Genomic DNA, 16,243 nt, shown 5'->3' on the forward strand with positions numbered 1-16,243 from the left:
GTGTTGGTCAGGGATGCGTATTCTACACTTCCCGTTGTTGGCGTCAAGCGTTTTTTAAACTAATTTAAAAACTCTTTTCTGCCCGTTAATTAGTAGGTTTAAAAACCGTTCCAATTAACCCTGATACGTTGAGCCTGTTGGCCTGTCGCCGTGTCAGTGGATGCGCATTATAGGGAGATTCTGAATCAGCGCAAGGGCTTTTTTAAAGATTATTCACTTTTACTGTTCGCTTGCTGAGAATTTAAACTAATCAGCTATTTTTTATGCTTTTTTAGCAGCAAACATGGCCTTTTAGCCCTTATACTTAAGCTAATTACATTTATTAGGGATTTTTATATGTTTAGCTCAATTCGTTCTTACCAAGGAATCCACCCTAAATTGGCAGATAATGTCTATATAGATAGTGCAGCAGTTATCGTTGGTGATATTACACTCGATCATGATGCGAGTATTTGGCCAATGGTCGCCGCGCGTGGTGATGTGAATATAATTAAAATAGGTAAGCGTAGTAATGTTCAAGATGGCAGTGTTTTACATGTAACGCGAAAATCACCAACAAACCCGGAAGGTAATCCACTGTTAATAGGTGATGATGTCACTATTGGTCATAAAGCAATGCTTCATGGCTGTACTGTTGGAAACCGTGTGCTGGTAGGAATGGGCGCTATTATTCTTGATGGAGCCATCATTGAGGATGATGTGATATTAGGTGCTGGGTCATTAGTTCCACCAGGTAAAGTATTACAAAGTGGCTTTTTATATGTTGGCAGTCCTTGTAAGCAGGTACGCCCATTAACTGAAAAAGAATTGGCATTCTTACCACAGTCAGCAGATAACTATGTCAGATTGAAAAATGAATACTTGGTCGATTTACAACAATCGAGTTAAACAGATTCAATGTTCATTTCATTATAGTTGAATCATACCTTGCTCATCGAATGCTTCAGATTCGATGAGCTCTTCTGCTAAATCTTCAATGTCGAATCTGATTTGCTCGAAAGCAGCAAGCGCTTGCTGGCTATTTTCAATCTTTATTGCTGCCAGTTTCTCAATGGTTTCAGCCTTAATCATACAAGTAACATTCATACCTTGTACCTGTGCCACAAGTGATAATTTCTGTTGTGCATCGTGCCAGTCAACAATATCAGTAAAGAGGATACTTTGATTCATCGTTATCAGCCTTATGATAATTGAGTCCGCAAAACTTGATGCACAGCTTGAGTCGATGGCATCACGCCGCGCCAAATATTAAAACTATGTGCAGCTTGTCCAACTAACATACCGAGACCATCTGCTACTTCATTTGCACCTTGAGATAGCGCCCATTGATTAAAGAGCGTCACCTCAGCACCATAAGACATGTCATAGCATTGAGTGTTAGAGTCTATAATGCATGACGGTAACTTGATTAGCTCTCCGGCGAGTCCCGCTGAAGTTGAATTAATAATTAGATCAAAGGATGTGGCTAACTCTTCAATCGGTTTAGCATTAACATCTCCAAACTGATTAAATAAGTCTGCTAGTTTTTGAGCTTTACTATATGTACGGTTACATATCGTTAATCTGACACCTGCTTGTAATAAAGGCTTTATGCAACCTCTCGCTGCGCCACCTGCACCGACAAGCAAAACCTGCTTATTGGCAATATCACCAAAGTGCTGAATAACATCAGTCACTAACCCAACCCCATCTGTATTATCGCCTCGTATTTTGCCGCTGGGTAAATAGATGAGTGTATTGACTGCACCTGCAAGTTTGGCTAACTCACTTAATTCATCACAAGCAGCATAAGCTTGCTCTTTAAAAGGTGCGGTAACATTCGCACCTTTACCGCCATTAGCAAAAAAAGCCATTAATGATTGAGAGAATTGATCGACAGGTGCAAGAATGGCTTGATAGCTAATTGCTTGCTGAGTTTGTTTTGCAAACTCAGTATGTATAAATGGCGACTTACTTTGTGCGATTGGATTGCCAAATACAGCATACTTATCGATCATTAATATTCTCTCTTTCATTAACTCGTTTGGTTTATCTCATGTACCACTACTTAGTATAAGCTTGTGGCATTGAGGATTTTGTCATATAGCGATCACGCAATACATCTTGACGGCTTTCAGTACTTTGCTCTTCACCGCCAATCCACATTTTTTCAATATGGCTACTGTATTCAAACGGATCGCCGCTCCAAAGCACCATATCAGCAGGCATACCGACAGCAATACGCCCCGCTTCTAAGTGGAATGTATCTGCAACATTACTGGTTATCGCTGCCATAGCATCATCGTAACTCATGCCATTAGCAACCGCATTACCTGCGCTGTAACGTAATGCATAGTTATTATGAGCATCACCCGGAGTGGCTAACACGACTTTGACGCCAGCTTTACTCAATTTGCCAGCGTTATCCAGTGAATTATGCAAAGAATCAAAACTTTCAGGTAAGTTTCGCATTGCATCCATAACCACAGGGATTTTGGCTTTAGCAATTTCATCTGCAAGTAAAACAGCGTCAGCTGCTTGCAGTAACACTAAATCGATATTAAAACGCTGCTTGAGTTTAATCAGCTGCAAAATATCACTACCGCGATCGGCATAAGCAATAACAGGTTTGTCACCACTTAACACTGCATTGATGATTAACGCTTCTTTGCTTGGAGTTTTATCGGCGTCTTTATCAGATTTAGCGAGCGCTTTCTGACCTTCTTCTAATTTATTAATCAGATTCTGCATACCAATGATACGAGAGCCTTCGTGTTTTGCGCCTAATGACACAAACAAGGCCTGTTCAGTAGCGACAACACTGTCCCACTCACCGGTGAGAGTGACTTCAATTGTTTGTCCAGAAAATATGGTTTCACCGCCACCAGGAGCGACGATATTACGTGTTATGCCACCTTTTCGGGCGAATGGAATTGCAACACTTTTAGGGTTAAACGCTAAACTTGGATCAAACGTCATGTCAGCCGCTTTGTCATTAGTGTCTCGGGTCATTTTTTCCTGACCCACTTCGACTAAACCAAGCGGGTTCATCGCTCCAATAAAGCCAGGGGTTAAAATACCGCCTTTGGCATCGATAATAGTATCTGCATTTACCACATCTGGGTTTAACTGGATGATTTTACCATCTTCTATAATGACAGAGGCATTGCTAAGCACCCCCTGCTCAGTTGAGGTGTAAATCTTGGCGTTAGTCACGGCAAGGGTATCGGCTTGTACTAACGCAGGCAGTAATCCAGCAAGCATTGAGATAGCAACGAGTGAATAATTAAAATGTTTCAATGTCTTGCTCCTTATTGTTGGCCTAGCATAAAGTCACTTTTTGCACGGTACGCATCATCTTGACGGTCAAATACCTTAGCGCCATCGATAAATACTTTATCGGCTTGAGCGTAAACACTGAATGGGTTGCCATTCCAAATGACAACATCGGCATTTTTGCCCGCTTCCAGTGAGCCGGTTTTATCTGCAATTCCTAATGATTTAGCCGCATTTGAGGTGATCCAGCTAATAACATGCTCTTCTGTTAAGTTGAAACCATGCTGATTGGCGCTATACATGATTTTCGCTGTCTCTTGATTAAGACGTTGAATAGTGGTGCTTGAGTCAGAGTGCACTACCGCACACGAATTTTTGACAGCATCGACCATGGCAACGTTTTCAACGATCATGTCGTTAGCTTCCATTTTAAAGCCCCACCAATCAGGCCACATCGCAGCACAGTTACCATTCTCTGCCAGTAAATCGGCAATCTTGTAACCTTCAATTGCATGATGGAATGTACCTGAGTGGTAGTTAAATTCTTTACCTAAATCCACCATCATTGCCATTTCTTCTGCTTTATAACAATGGTTATGGATTAGGATTTCTCCTTCTAATACGCCTTTTAACGTGTCATAAGTTAAATCACGTTCAGGGGCTTTAGGGTTTAAACCTGCAGCATAATCGGCTTCGTATTTATCCCATGCTAGCTTATATTCAGTCGCCTCAATAAAGGCTTGGCGGTAACCAGCCATATTGCCCATACGCGTCATTGGTGCAACAGTTTGCTTTCTGCCATACGCGCCTTTAGGGTTTTCGCCACAAGCCATTTTTAAACCATAAGGAGCATCAGGAAACTTCATTCCTTGCATCGTGGTAGATGGCGTGTTTTTAAGTGTCACCCCACGACCACCAATTAAGTTCGCTGAGCCGGGTAAAATCTGAAGCGTGGTCACACCGCCTTCCCGAGCACGGTTAAAGGCAGGGTCTTGCGGCCAAACGCTGTGCTCAGCCCAAACTTCTGCAGTATTTGGATTAGTCACCTCATTGCCATCACTATGAGCGTCGGCACTTGGGCTTGGGTATACCCCTAAATGTGAATGCACATCAATAATACCTGGGGTAATCCACATATCGGTTGCATCAATAACAGTTGCGCCAGCAACTAACTCATCGGCAATGGTAGTACCAACAGCTTTAATCTTACCATCCACCATTAATACATTTGCTTGTTCAAGCTTTTCGCCTTTACCTGTTAATACTGTCGCATTAGTGAGTAACGTGGCACTGCGGGGCAAGGCTTGATATGTGCTTGGGTATGGATTTTTGTTAATCGTGACTTGAGGATCTTGCTTTTGGGTTTGATTACACCCAAGTAAAGCAACTGACACTGCAATGACCGTCAAGGACGGCGCAAATTTGGACATGTTTTACTCCCTGTTATTATTGTTATTAACCGACACGGTATAATTTAACGAGGTTAAGCAGGGAAATACAGCCAATGCTTGATAAGATTTGTAGCAAAACATTAACAAAGTGTTACTTTTCGAATCATTCATACATACTGTCAGGTAGGAAATCCCGCTATAATCCAAAACTACTTTACTTAGCAAAGCTTAATAATGAATTGGTTTAAAAAACTTTTTGCCAGCAAACCTCAAGCTGATGATAGAGATCCATCGCAGTCGAATGCCTACGATCTTATTGGCGGCGAAAAAACAATCCGCTTGATTGCCCATTATTTTTATCAACAAATGCAGCAACGACCAGATACTCAGTCATTGCTGAGCATCCATCGCGCGCCTATTGCTGATTCAGAACAAAAACTATATGAGTTTCTCAGCGGCTGGTTAGGCGGACCTCAGTTATATCAACAAAAATACGGGCACCCAGCGTTAAGAGCAAGGCACATGCCGTTTGCCATTGATCAAGCGATGGTTGAACAATGGCTTACCTGTATGGAACAAGCCATTATCAAGGCAATAAAAAAGCCTGAACATCAACAAGTGATATTTCAGGCTATTTCAACTCTAGCTAACAACATGCGTAATAAAGATTAACGTTCGAGTTGTAACCAATCTTGTGGTTTAAGGTAGCGTTCGTACAGCTCAGCCTCTTGCGAATCTTCTTCTGGCGTAAAGCCATACTCCCAGCGCACCAGTGGTGGCATCGACATCAATATCGATTCGGTGCGACCACCAGTTTGCAAACCAAACAAGGTACCTCGGTCATAAACTAAATTGAACTCAACATAGCGCCCACGGCGGTATAGCTGAAACTGGCGTTCATCATCGTTATATTCAAGTTCTTTATTTCGCTCGACAATAGGCGCATAAGCCGTTAAGAAACCACTGCCTACCGCTTGCATAAAGTCAAAGCTCTTTTCAAAGCCAGGCTCGTTTAGATCATCAAAAAATAATCCGCCAACACCGCGAGTTTCATTTCGGTGTGGTAAGAAAAAGTACTCGTCACACCATTTCTTATATTTTGGATAGACATCTTCACCAAATGGTGCGCAGATATCTGCCGCTGCTTGATGCCAAGAAACCACATCTTCTTCAAATGGGTAATATGGTGTTAAATCAAATCCGCCACCAAACCACCAAACAGGATCGGCACCTTCTTTATGGGCAATAAAGAAACGTACATTAGCATGCGTCGTCGGAATAAACGGGTTATTAGGGTGAATGACTAACGATACCCCCATGGCCTCAAAACTGCGTCCAGCTAACTCTGGGCGATGTGCTGTCGCTGAAGCAGGCATGGCCGCTCCCATAACATGAGAGAAGTTTACTCCAGCTTGCTCAAACACTTTACCTTTAGTTAATACTCTACTGGTGCCGCCACCGCCTTCAGCACGCTCCCATGACTCGGCTTGAAAAGTTGCTTTACCATCCAAGGCTTCAAGGCCTTCACAAATGCTTGCTTGAAGTGATAATAAATAATGTTTTACTACTGAGGCATCAGGTAGTGCCATATCAAAATCCTTATTGTCCATTACGTAATATTTTACCACTACGGGCATCAATAATTGTCGAAGGCTGGCGTTGTGAACCTAATTCACCCACAACCAGCGCTGTAATATCGTTAGAGAAAGTATGCTCAATTTCAGCCGCTGACATCGCAGGATCATGACCTGCAATATTGGCACTGCTTGATACAAAAGGCTTGTTAACGGTATCGCATAAGGCTCTGACTACTGGGTGCGAAGAAACACGAACAGCAATGGAATCAAATTGACCGCAAAGTAATTTACTAACGCCTGGCTTTATTGGCATCACAAAGGTAAATGGCCCAGGCCATTTACTGAAAGCAAACTCTAGTTGGGCAGTGGTTAACTGTGACTCATCGATATAAGGTGCTAACTGTTGAAAGTCACTGGCAACCAGAATCAAGCCTTTTTGCCAAGGACGCTGTTTAATATCGAGGAGCTTTTGAATGGCATTAAGATTATCAGGATCACAACCTAAGCCGTAAACAGCTTCTGTTGGATAGGCAATCACCCCACCTTGGGCATACACTTCAGCGACTTCAGATGCGTTCAACAGCTGCATAAAAAACCTTTAACCTATATAAATTAAAGACAAATTATACAGACTCTGTAGATATGAACAATTACTGATATACGATTATGGTGAAGCAACGAGTTTACTTATGGCAAACCCAAAATAGACATCCCACCGTTATATAGGCCGTTTATATTTACAACTTTTTTGTGGACATTCTAATCGGCTACCTGCGGCGCCTTTGCGCTCAACAAGTATTCCAAAGTCACACTCTGGACAGGTTTCATTATGAGGCGGATAGTTCACTAGGTATTTGCATTTAGGGTACGTATTACAAGCAAAGAAGGTTTTACCATAACGACTTGTTCGAGACTCTAAGTGACCTTTTTTACAATGAGGACAGCTAATCACTTCTGCTTCTGCATCATGATCATGTTTTTCGATATGTTTACACTCAGGGTAATTAGTACAACCGATAAAAATCCCGAATCGACCTGATTTGACAGCAAGTTCACAGCCACACTCTGGGCATTCTGAACCTTCGATCACCTGAGTTTCAATAGATTCATGTTGCACTAATGGTCGAGTAAAATCACATGTCGGGTAATTATTACAACCAACAAAGCCACCATGTTTACTGTTTTTAACTGATAATTCGCAGCCACACTTAGGGCAGAGTTCAAACTCTTTTTCTAAAGCATGTTCATGTACAGTAAATAATTGTTGATCAATTTTAGACATGTCGCTCTCAACTCAAACCATGACTGCAATAGAGAACTGCGGTCATAAGGCTATGATATAAATAACTCTCAAGACTAGTGTAGCAAATATCAAGATCAAAAAAGGAGGCTATGCCTCCCTTTTCATCACTTGGTCAAAACAATCGACTATTTAAGAGTGTAATCGGCCATCTGGCTGCTCAAAAATAAGATCTTCCATTTGCTCATAAGCGGATTCATTCCCTGGCACATTAAATAGCACCATCAGAACAACCCATTTTAAATCTTCTAAAATCAAGCTCGTTTCATCAAGCGCCATCACTCGGTCAATCACCATCTCACGAGTCTCAACACTCAATACTTGGATTTGTTCTAAGAACAATAAAAAGCCTCGGCTTTCAACATCCAGTTTTGCCATTTCATCTTTTGTGTATATACGAAATGACTGTTGAGCATGATTACACAAGTAAGGCTTATCGCTTTCTTGCAAATCAGCTAAACGTTCTAACCACGATAAGGCTTTTAAAATATCAGCCTGATGGAACCCTGCTCGAGTTAGCTCTTTGGTAAGTTCATCTTCGTCAACTAATAGCTCAACTTCACTGTGAACATAGTTCTCAAAAAGATACATGAGGATATCAAACATGGTTATCTCCTCTCTAGTCTGACGTAACCACCAGGCACTTGCGCAACCCAGCCCTGCAATTCAAGTTCAAGCATTTCAACTAACACCAGATCTATCGACTTCCCGCTATGCTCAACTACCGAATCTAAACTGGTAGTCTCATAACCTACACTAGCTAACAGCGTAGAAAATGGCAAATTTGTTGTATTATCTTCTATATGGTGACGATTAGCGACATCTTCAAGGTGAAAGCTGATCATTGTGGACAATTCTTCAACAACATCCGCCGCACATTCAACCAATTTAGCCCCATTTTTTAACAAATCATGACAACCTTGACTGTATCCACCAGCCACTGAGCCTGGTACAGCAAACACTTCTCGGTTCTGCTCCATCGCCAGCCTAGCGGTAATAAGTGAGCCACTTTTACGCGTTGCCTCAACCACAATCGACCCTAATGATAAACCACTAATAATTCGATTACGTTTAGGAAAGTTTCCTGCAAACGGACCTATATTTGGCCAATACTCACTTATTACACAACCAGAGTCTTGTATTTGGTGATACAAATTACTGTGCCTTTTGGGGTAAATGCATTCTACCCCAGTGCCCAATATAGCCACCGTTACGCCTTGATGCCCTAGCGCCGCTTTATGAGCGGCGCCATCAATCCCTGTTGCCATACCGCTTGTAATAGAAAAGCCTAGACTTACAAGCTCACCAGCAAGTGCATTGGCAATGTTTAATCCACCTACTGATGCATTTCGACTGCCAACCATGCCAATAGATGGCAACAGCAAACTTTCTAACTGACCTTTCACAAAAAGCACTGAGGGAGGATCTGAGATTTGCTTCAGTAATGCAGGATATTCCGGATCGGAAAGGCACAGGATATGGTGGTTGGAGGATTGTTGCTGCCAATCCAGCGCGGCATCAACTTTATCAAAATCTATCTGACATTGTGAAAGCAGCTTTGCCGATAGCGGCAAAGACTGCTTTTCGAACTCTAAACGTTGTCTTAATTCCTCAACATCCATTTGAGTTAATAATTGTTGAATCCGGGCGGGTCCTAGCCCGGATACTGCACAAACAACTAGCCAATCGACCAGCTTTTCAGAGATTTATTCGCCTCGTAAGTCCGTTGTTTTTGGTGTAATTAACTTGTCGTCCACTCTTACAGGATGCTCGTTAGCAATAACAATTCCCATACTGGTTTTTTCAAACACTTTAAATACCATTAATTTACCGTGGTATACGTCAGGCATAGTGAAGACTTCATCATCTGAAATCTTCGCTTTTAAGCTATCATAAGCAGTGCGATCTAACGTTGGAACAGGAACACCATCACCATTAATGACGATTTGCTCACCATTTCGATATATCGCAAACACATGACCTGTTTCAATATTGTCTTGCTCACCTTTGTCTAAGTAAACAATATCCAACTTACCAACTTCACGAATGTCCTTTTCTATAGCAATGACATTTGCAGGTACACCTTCTGGCGCAGCCTTAGGAATAAAATAAGCAGACATCAAGGCTTCATCTTCTACAGGCGCAACTTTAAAGCCAGCTTTTGATTCACGCCAATTACTTAACAGCTGAACCTTAGAAATCTCGCCGGACTCAGTCACACGGCCACTTGCCGTTAAAATGATTTCTTGGCCTAAAGTATCACTGGTTTCCTTATCAAGAAACTCACGCCCCTCTTGATACACTGCTAACTTTTGTCCTAATGGTAAATTCGCATTGATATATACAATATCATTCATCACATGATGACGAGATGGACTCTCACCACCTAAAATCATCGGTAAGCCTTCAAACCACTCAGGATCGACAACGCGGTTTTGTACCAAATAAGGTTGAATAAGTGAAAGATCAATCGCAGGGATCGGGCCACCTTTTGAACTAATACGCCCTTCTGGACCTTTTTTGATATGCTGTTTATGTACCAAGCGAGGTTGACCATCGATAAAGACAAGGGTCAGTCGATCTCCTGGATAAATAAGATGTGGGTTAGCAATCTGCGGGTTAGCGCCCCATAATTTAGGCCAGCGCCAAGGGTCCTCTAGGAAAAATGCCGAGATATCCCAAAGAGTGTCACCTTTCTTAACGATGTAAGAATCGGGGTGCCCAGATTTTAATGTTAATGTATCTGCATTAACAAACAGTGTACTAAGTAACAAAAACGCGAGTAAAAATATCCGTTTCATGGTTCATTCCATGTGTTTAGCTCTTTATTAGAGCTTTTGCTGTTATTGATGGTCAGTAAGGATTAAAATTAACCCATTAACTTAGCCAGTATAGCTAACTGGCTGAAATTTGACAGACTTGTTAAGAGTTTATATATGCCATTATTAAAAGTTTTACGTTTTCCAGATGAAAGATTACGCACTGTAGCCAAGCCTGTCACCGATTTTGGTGACGCTCTACAGACTCAAATAGATAACATGCTTGAAACAATGTACGAAGAAAAAGGCATTGGTTTAGCAGCAACCCAAGTTGATTTCCACCAGCAATTAATTGTGATGGATTTACAAGACGATGTTGAACGCCCAACCATTTTCATTAATCCTGAAATCGTAGCGAAAAGCGGCGACTTTACGAATGAAGAAGGCTGTTTATCGGTACCTGGTGTTTACGCCAAAGTTGACCGTGCTGAATTTGTAACATTAAAAGCATTAGATCGTCACGGTGAAGAGTTCACTGTTGAAGCTGATGACCTGTTCGCTATTTGTCTGCAACATGAAATGGATCACTTACAAGGCAAACTATTTGTAGATTACTTGTCTAAAATGAAACGTGATCGCATTAAGAAAAAGCTTGAAAAAGAAGCGCGTTTAGCAGCTAAAGAAGCATAGGACTCCATTTGAAACCGTTAAATATTATCTTTGCTGGTACGCCAGACTTTGCCGCATTGCATCTGCAAGCACTCATTAATTCTGAGCATAATGTCATTGCAGTCTATTCTCAACCGGACAGACCTGCTGGGCGAGGGAAAAAGTTACAAGCAAGTCCAGTAAAACAGCTTGCCGTAGCTAACAACATTCCTGTTTTTCAACCAGCATCATTACGTAAAGAAGACGCTCAAGCAGAATTAGCGTCGCTTAACGCCGATATCATGGTCGTGGTTGCTTATGGTTTGATCTTACCCAAGATAGTATTAGATACGCCTAAACTAGGTTGTATTAACGTTCATGGCTCCATCCTACCTCGTTGGCGTGGTGCAGCACCTATTCAACGAGCTTTGTGGGCAGGTGACACAGAAACAGGTGTCACGATTATGCAGATGGACATCGGCTTAGATACGGGTGACATGTTATTAAAAACATCGCTACCAATCGAAGACACTGACACTTCAGCCACTTTATACAGCAAACTTGCAGAGCAAGGTCCTCAAGCCTTAGTTCAAGCTTTAGTCGGTATCAGTGATGGTTCGATTACCGCTGAGAAACAAGATGAAGCATTCGCTAATTACGCAGAGAAGCTATCAAAAGAAGAAGCGCAGATTGATTGGCGTAAACCCGCCAAACAATTATGGCAAGAAATTCGTGCTTTTAACCCTTGGCCAGCAAGCCACTTCACTCATCAAGGCAATACGATAAAAGTTTGGCAGGCTCAATATACACTTGATAACCTTTCTGCAGAACCTGGCACCATTATCGATAGCACTAAACAAGGTATTACCGTCGCCACAGGTGAAGGATGTCTGCAACTACAAGTCATGCAACTACCTGGGAAAAAACAAATGCCTGTCGCGGACATTTTAAATTCTCGTGCTGATTGGTTTAGCCAAGGCACTTGCTTTATTTGTCCTGAAGATAAAACAGAGGCTGCACAATAATGAATGTGAGAGCGCTAGCGGCAAAAGCCATTTTTAACGTACTAGAAAAAGGCATTTCACTATCGGTTGCCCTACCAGAGCAACAGCAGCATTTACAAAATGGCAAAGATAAAGCCTTATTGGCAGAACTTTGTTATGGCGTAATGCGCCAACTTCCTCAGCTAGATAAATGTGTTAGTGACTGCTTAAGTAAACCCTTTAAGGGAAAACAGCGTGTATTGCACCAGCTGTTATTGGTTGGTTGTTACCAGCTTTACTTTACTCGTATTCCTGCTCATGCAGCCATTTCAGAAACCGCTGAAGCCTGTCGTCAAATGAAGTTTGATGGTCTGGTTAAAGTCATTAATGGCGTATTACGTAATATTCAGCGTAAAGAGGCACCCTTAAATACAGATAACGACACATTAAAGTACAACACGCCAGCATGGTTTATTAAGCGCCTTAAAAGTGCCTACCCAGATAATTGGGCGGATATTATTGAGCAAAGCCACCAGCGCCCACCTATGTGGCTTCGTAATAACCAATTATCTCAAGCTCGTGAAGAATATTTAGCACGATTAGCAGAGCAAGATATTGAAGCAACAGCTGGTGATAGTGATGACGCCATTTTGCTAGCAAGTCCAAAAGATGTCATGCAACTACCGAACTTTGCTGATGGCGCTGCATCGGTGCAAGACGGCGCAGCACAGTGGGCAGCAACCTTACTCGCACCAAAAGCCAATGAGCTCATTCTTGATGCTTGTGCAGCCCCTGGCGGTAAAACCTGTCATACCCTAGAGTGCGAACCAAGTATTTCTATGGTTGCCGTCGACTTTGACGCAAAACGTCTCGAGCGAGTGCAACAAAATCTAGACAGACTGCAATTAAAAGCGCAAGTTATTCATGGTGATGCTGCAAATATTGACAGTTGGTGGTCAGGTGAGAAGTTTGATCGTATTTTATTAGATGCCCCTTGCTCAGCAACAGGGGTTATCCGTCGTCATCCTGATATTAAGTGGCTACGTAAAAATGCAGATATTGAAGAATTAGCACTATTACAGCAACAGATTATTGATCATTGTTGGAAGTGGTTAAAACCTGGCGGCACCATGCTGTATGCCACCTGCTCTATCTTGCCTCAAGAAAATCGTCAGCAAATAGAACAGTTTTTACAACGTACACCAGATGCAACGCTTGATCCGATTGCACAACAGCCATCTGCAGATGATATCGGCTGGCAGATTTTACCAGGACAAAACAATATGGACGGTTTTTATTACGCCCGTTTGATTAAAGCGATTTAAGCGTGTTATAGCAGGGATACCAGCACAGTAATGAAGATTATTATTTTAGGCGCAGGACAAGTCGGCGGTACCCTAGCCGAAAACCTTGTCGGTGAGAATAACGATATTACCCTTGTTGATAATGACCGTACTCGAGTTAAATATTTACAAGATAAGTTCGACTTACAAACGGTTATTGGCCACGGTGCTCACCCGAGCACTTTGAAAAAGGCCGGCGCAGAAGATGCTGATATGCTCATTGCTGTGACCAACAGTGATGAATGCAATATGGCAGCTTGTCATATTGCTTACAGCTTATTTGGTACCCCCACTAAAATCGCTCGTATCCGCTCAGAAGCCTATTTAGACCTTCAAGAAAAGCTCTTCATTAATACCGAAGTTAAAGGCAGTGATACCAAAACACGTGGTGGATTTGTCATTGATGAACTGATTGCACCAGAGCAACTCGTCACAGCTTATATTGAACGTTTGGTTCAGTACCCTGGAGCGCTACAAGTCCTTGAGTTTGCGAAAGGTAAGCTTAGCTTAGTTGCCGTAAAAGCCTATTACGGCGGCCCGTTAGTGGGGAATGCCCTTGCAGCTTTACGCGAACACATGCCGAATATTGATACCCGAGTAGCGGCTATTTTCCGTAAAGGCAAAGCGATCATGCCACGAGGCACCACGATTATCGAAGCCGATGACGAAGTGTTTTTTGTCGCCGACACTCGACATGTCCGTGCCGTGATGAGCGAAATGCAAAAGCTGGATAACTCTTACCGCAACATCATGATTGCTGGTGGCGGTAATATTGGTTTAGGCCTAGCTAAACGTTTACAAAAAAATCATTCAGTAAAACTGATTGAACACAGTCTAGAGCGAGCAGAAAGCTTATCCGAGAAACTTGAAAACTGCACAGTATTCAATGGTGATGCCTCTGATCAAGAGCTACTCCTTGAAGAACATATTGATCAAACCGATGTGTTTATTGCCGTCACCAATGATGATGAAGCCAATATCATGTCCGCACTATTAGCAAAACGAATGGGCGCCAAAAAAGTCATGGTGCTTATTCAGCGTGAAGCCTATGTTGATATCGTTCAAGAAGCGAATATCGATATTGCCATCTCGCCACAACAAACCACCATTTCAGCCTTACTAACCCATATTCGTCAAGGCGACATTTGTAATGTGTATTCATTACGCCGTGGTGCTGCAGAAGCAATTGAAGCAATTGCTCATGGTAACTCATCAACCTCTAAAGTTGTCGGCAAGCAAATCAGCGATATCAAACTGCCACCCGGAACGACCATTGGCGCAATTGTGCGTAATGATGAAGTGATCATGGGCCACGATAAAACCATCATTGAAGAAGGAGATCATGTGATTTTATTCTTAGTGAATAAAAAATTCATTGGCGATGTAGAAAAGCTATTCCAACCGAGTGCGTTTTTCTTTTAACAGCCTATGCTGAATATTAAGCCGCTACTCTTTGTTGTTGGCATATTCCTGTCGATTCTCACCGGCTTTATGCTGGTGCCAATGGCTTTTGCATTGTTTTATCATGAAGAAACCATCGGCGACTTTATGATGTCCGGGTTATTTACTGGCCTAATTGCCATTTTATGTATTCAAAGTGGCCACAGTAGAAAAATCAACCTCAACATTCGTGATATGTTCTTTTTAACCACAGTCACATGGTTAATTGTCAGTTTGTTTGCCGCCTTACCTTTTACCCTTTATCACGGCATAAACTATACCGATGCCTTTTTTGAAACCATGTCAGGTATCACCACTACTGGCTCAACCGTATTATCCGGTCTTGATGACATGGACCACAGCATTTTAATTTGGCGTTCGCTCTTGCAGTGGCTTGGGGGGATAGGCTTTATTGTTATGGCTGTGGCCATTTTGCCGTTTTTAAATGTCGGTGGTATGCGATTATTTCGCACTGAATCTTCAGACTGGGGCGATAAAGCGACTCCTCGTACTCAACACATGGCAAAACACCTATTCAAGGTTTACCTTGTGCTCACCATTATATGTGCAATGGCATATCACACATCAGGAATGCACTGGTTTGAAGCCATTAACCATGCCATGACAACGCTTTCTACTGGCGGCTATTCCACATCAGATAGTTCGATGTCTTCATTTTCAGCTTCCGCGCACTGGATTGCGGTGGTCTTTATGGCGGCTGGGGGGTTACCTTTACTAATGTTTGTTCAATCCCTACAACAACGGTCGATGAAAATTTGGGATGATGAACAAGTAAAAGGGTTCCTTAAATTTATTAGCTTTGTTTCTGTTAGCTTAGGTACTTGGCTTTGGTTTAGCGCCGATATGCCTTATTTAGATGCATTAAGATTAGCCAGCTTTAATGTGGTTTCAGTGGTCACCACAACGGGTTATGGTTTAACTGATTACCAAGCTTGGGGCGCCGTTGCCAGTTTAACTTTTTTGTTTTTAATGTTTGTCGGTAGTTGCTCAGGCTCCACCTCGGGCGGAATAAAAATATTTCGCTTTCAAATCTCTCTTAAAGTAATGTATCAACAGCTTACACAGCAGTTTCATCCTCAAGCAGTCATTAAAAAACGCTATAACAAACGCACCATAGATAACGATATTATTCGCTCTATTATGGCATTTATAATGTTGTTTTTTCTGGTAATACTCTTATTAGCGATTACATTAGTGCTTTCAGGGTTAGATGTCGTAACCAGTATTACAGGCGCGATCACAGCAGTCACCAACGTCGGCCCAGGACTTGGCCCTGTTATTGGGCCTGCGGGTAACTTTTCAAGCCTACCAGATATCGCTAAGTGGGCATTAGCATTTGGCATGCTTTTAGGCCGTTTAGAAATAATCACGGTAGCTGTGTTATTCGCCCCTAAGTTTTGGCGCTACTGATTAGTATAAAGCCCAATAAAAAAACTTAATCTTTATTGAGACTTTAAAGTCACAGTTGCCGTGTTATTCGCTCCTGAGTTTTGGCGCGACAGATTAGTATAAAGCCAATAAAAAAG

General features: G+C 42.2%; 17 protein-coding genes. 7 read left to right on the forward strand and 10 right to left on the reverse strand.

The genetic code is table 11. From position 1 onward, the window contains the following. Nucleotides 1-336 precede the first annotated feature (336 nt). Nucleotides 337-888, forward strand: coding sequence for a gamma carbonic anhydrase family protein (locus J8L86_RS19185; protein ID WP_055025510.1), 552 nt, complete (start codon nucleotides 337-339; stop codon nucleotides 886-888). A 21-nt stretch (nucleotides 889-909) separates the two neighbouring features. On the opposite strand, the gene J8L86_RS19190 is transcribed toward J8L86_RS19185, so the two are convergent. Genes J8L86_RS19190 through J8L86_RS19205 form a run of 4 tightly spaced genes read right to left on the reverse strand, consistent with a single transcriptional unit; the run spans nucleotide 910 to nucleotide 4,685 of the window. Next, nucleotides 910-1,170 (reverse strand): DUF1488 domain-containing protein, encoded by a 261-nt coding sequence (locus J8L86_RS19190; protein ID WP_065108784.1) that lies wholly within the window; start codon nucleotides 1,168-1,170, stop codon nucleotides 910-912. 11 nt (nucleotides 1,171-1,181) lie between these two features. After that, on the reverse strand, nucleotides 1,182-1,997 hold the full coding sequence (gene aroE / locus J8L86_RS19195) for a shikimate dehydrogenase (RefSeq protein WP_211031303.1): 816 nt from the start codon (nucleotides 1,995-1,997) through the stop codon (nucleotides 1,182-1,184). Between the two features lie 46 nt (nucleotides 1,998-2,043). After that, complete coding sequence (locus J8L86_RS19200) at nucleotides 2,044-3,243, reverse strand: amidohydrolase family protein (protein WP_211031332.1); 1,200 nt, start codon at nucleotides 3,241-3,243, stop codon at nucleotides 2,044-2,046. 47 nt (nucleotides 3,244-3,290) lie between these two features. Further along, the gene (locus tag J8L86_RS19205) at nucleotides 3,291-4,685 is read right to left on the reverse strand and encodes an amidohydrolase (RefSeq protein ID WP_211031304.1); all 1,395 of its coding nucleotides are present in this window, start codon (nucleotides 4,683-4,685) and stop codon (nucleotides 3,291-3,293) included. 195 nt (nucleotides 4,686-4,880) lie between these two features. On the opposite strand from J8L86_RS19205, the gene J8L86_RS19210 reads away from it, so the two are divergent. Then, on the forward strand, nucleotides 4,881-5,318 hold the full coding sequence (locus tag J8L86_RS19210) for a group II truncated hemoglobin (RefSeq protein WP_065108787.1): 438 nt from the start codon (nucleotides 4,881-4,883) through the stop codon (nucleotides 5,316-5,318). On the opposite strand, the gene hemF is transcribed toward J8L86_RS19210, so the two are convergent. The 6 genes from hemF to J8L86_RS19240 form a co-directional block, all read right to left on the reverse strand. Next, entirely contained in the window at nucleotides 5,315-6,235 is a 921-nt protein-coding gene (hemF, locus tag J8L86_RS19215; protein WP_211031305.1) for an oxygen-dependent coproporphyrinogen oxidase, read from the reverse strand. The two genes, J8L86_RS19210 and hemF, sit on opposite strands and share 4 nt — an antisense overlap. A 10-nt stretch (nucleotides 6,236-6,245) precedes the next feature. Continuing rightward, nucleotides 6,246-6,812, reverse strand: coding sequence for an L-threonylcarbamoyladenylate synthase (locus J8L86_RS19220; protein WP_065108789.1), 567 nt, complete (start codon nucleotides 6,810-6,812; stop codon nucleotides 6,246-6,248). A gap of 129 nt (nucleotides 6,813-6,941) precedes the next feature. After that, nucleotides 6,942-7,505 (reverse strand): type I DNA topoisomerase, encoded by a 564-nt coding sequence (locus J8L86_RS19225; protein WP_055025503.1) that lies wholly within the window; start codon nucleotides 7,503-7,505, stop codon nucleotides 6,942-6,944. 150 nt (nucleotides 7,506-7,655) lie between these two features. Further along, nucleotides 7,656-8,129, reverse strand: coding sequence for a DUF494 family protein (locus J8L86_RS19230; protein ID WP_055025502.1), 474 nt, complete (start codon nucleotides 8,127-8,129; stop codon nucleotides 7,656-7,658). Between the two features lie 2 nt (nucleotides 8,130-8,131). Further along, nucleotides 8,132-9,145, reverse strand: coding sequence for a DNA-processing protein DprA (gene dprA, locus J8L86_RS19235; protein ID WP_211031306.1), 1,014 nt, complete (start codon nucleotides 9,143-9,145; stop codon nucleotides 8,132-8,134). 84 nt (nucleotides 9,146-9,229) lie between these two features. Beyond that, complete coding sequence (locus J8L86_RS19240; protein WP_211031307.1) at nucleotides 9,230-10,324, reverse strand: LysM peptidoglycan-binding domain-containing protein; 1,095 nt, start codon at nucleotides 10,322-10,324, stop codon at nucleotides 9,230-9,232. A 135-nt stretch (nucleotides 10,325-10,459) separates the two neighbouring features. Here J8L86_RS19240 and def point away from each other — a divergent pair, with 135 nt between their 5' ends. Genes def through J8L86_RS19265 form a run of 5 tightly spaced genes read left to right on the forward strand, consistent with a single transcriptional unit; the run spans nucleotide 10,460 to nucleotide 16,127 of the window. Beyond that, entirely contained in the window at nucleotides 10,460-10,972 is a 513-nt protein-coding gene (gene def, locus J8L86_RS19245; RefSeq protein WP_055025499.1) for a peptide deformylase, read from the forward strand. Between the two features lie 8 nt (nucleotides 10,973-10,980). Further along, on the forward strand, nucleotides 10,981-11,955 hold the full coding sequence (gene fmt, locus J8L86_RS19250; protein WP_211031308.1) for a methionyl-tRNA formyltransferase: 975 nt from the start codon (nucleotides 10,981-10,983) through the stop codon (nucleotides 11,953-11,955). Further along, nucleotides 11,955-13,238, forward strand: a complete 1,284-nt coding sequence (gene rsmB, locus J8L86_RS19255) for a 16S rRNA (cytosine(967)-C(5))-methyltransferase RsmB (protein ID WP_211031309.1) — start codon at nucleotides 11,955-11,957, stop codon at nucleotides 13,236-13,238. Before fmt ends, rsmB begins: the two co-directional genes overlap by 1 nt. Before the next feature lie 30 nt (nucleotides 13,239-13,268). After that, nucleotides 13,269-14,678 carry a Trk system potassium transporter TrkA gene (trkA, locus tag J8L86_RS19260; protein ID WP_055025496.1) on the forward strand — a complete coding sequence of 470 codons (1,410 nt, stop codon included), beginning with the start codon at nucleotides 13,269-13,271 and terminating at the stop codon, nucleotides 14,676-14,678. Nucleotides 14,679-14,684: 6 nt separating this feature from the next. Beyond that, a complete protein-coding gene (locus tag J8L86_RS19265) occupies nucleotides 14,685-16,127 on the forward strand; it encodes a TrkH family potassium uptake protein (protein WP_211031310.1) in 1,443 nt (480 codons plus the stop codon). Nucleotides 16,128-16,243: the final 116 nt, after the last annotated feature.

It is taken from the genome of Shewanella sp. MMG014 (genome assembly GCF_018100775.1).
Classification (GTDB): domain Bacteria; phylum Pseudomonadota; class Gammaproteobacteria; order Enterobacterales; family Shewanellaceae; genus Shewanella; species Shewanella japonica.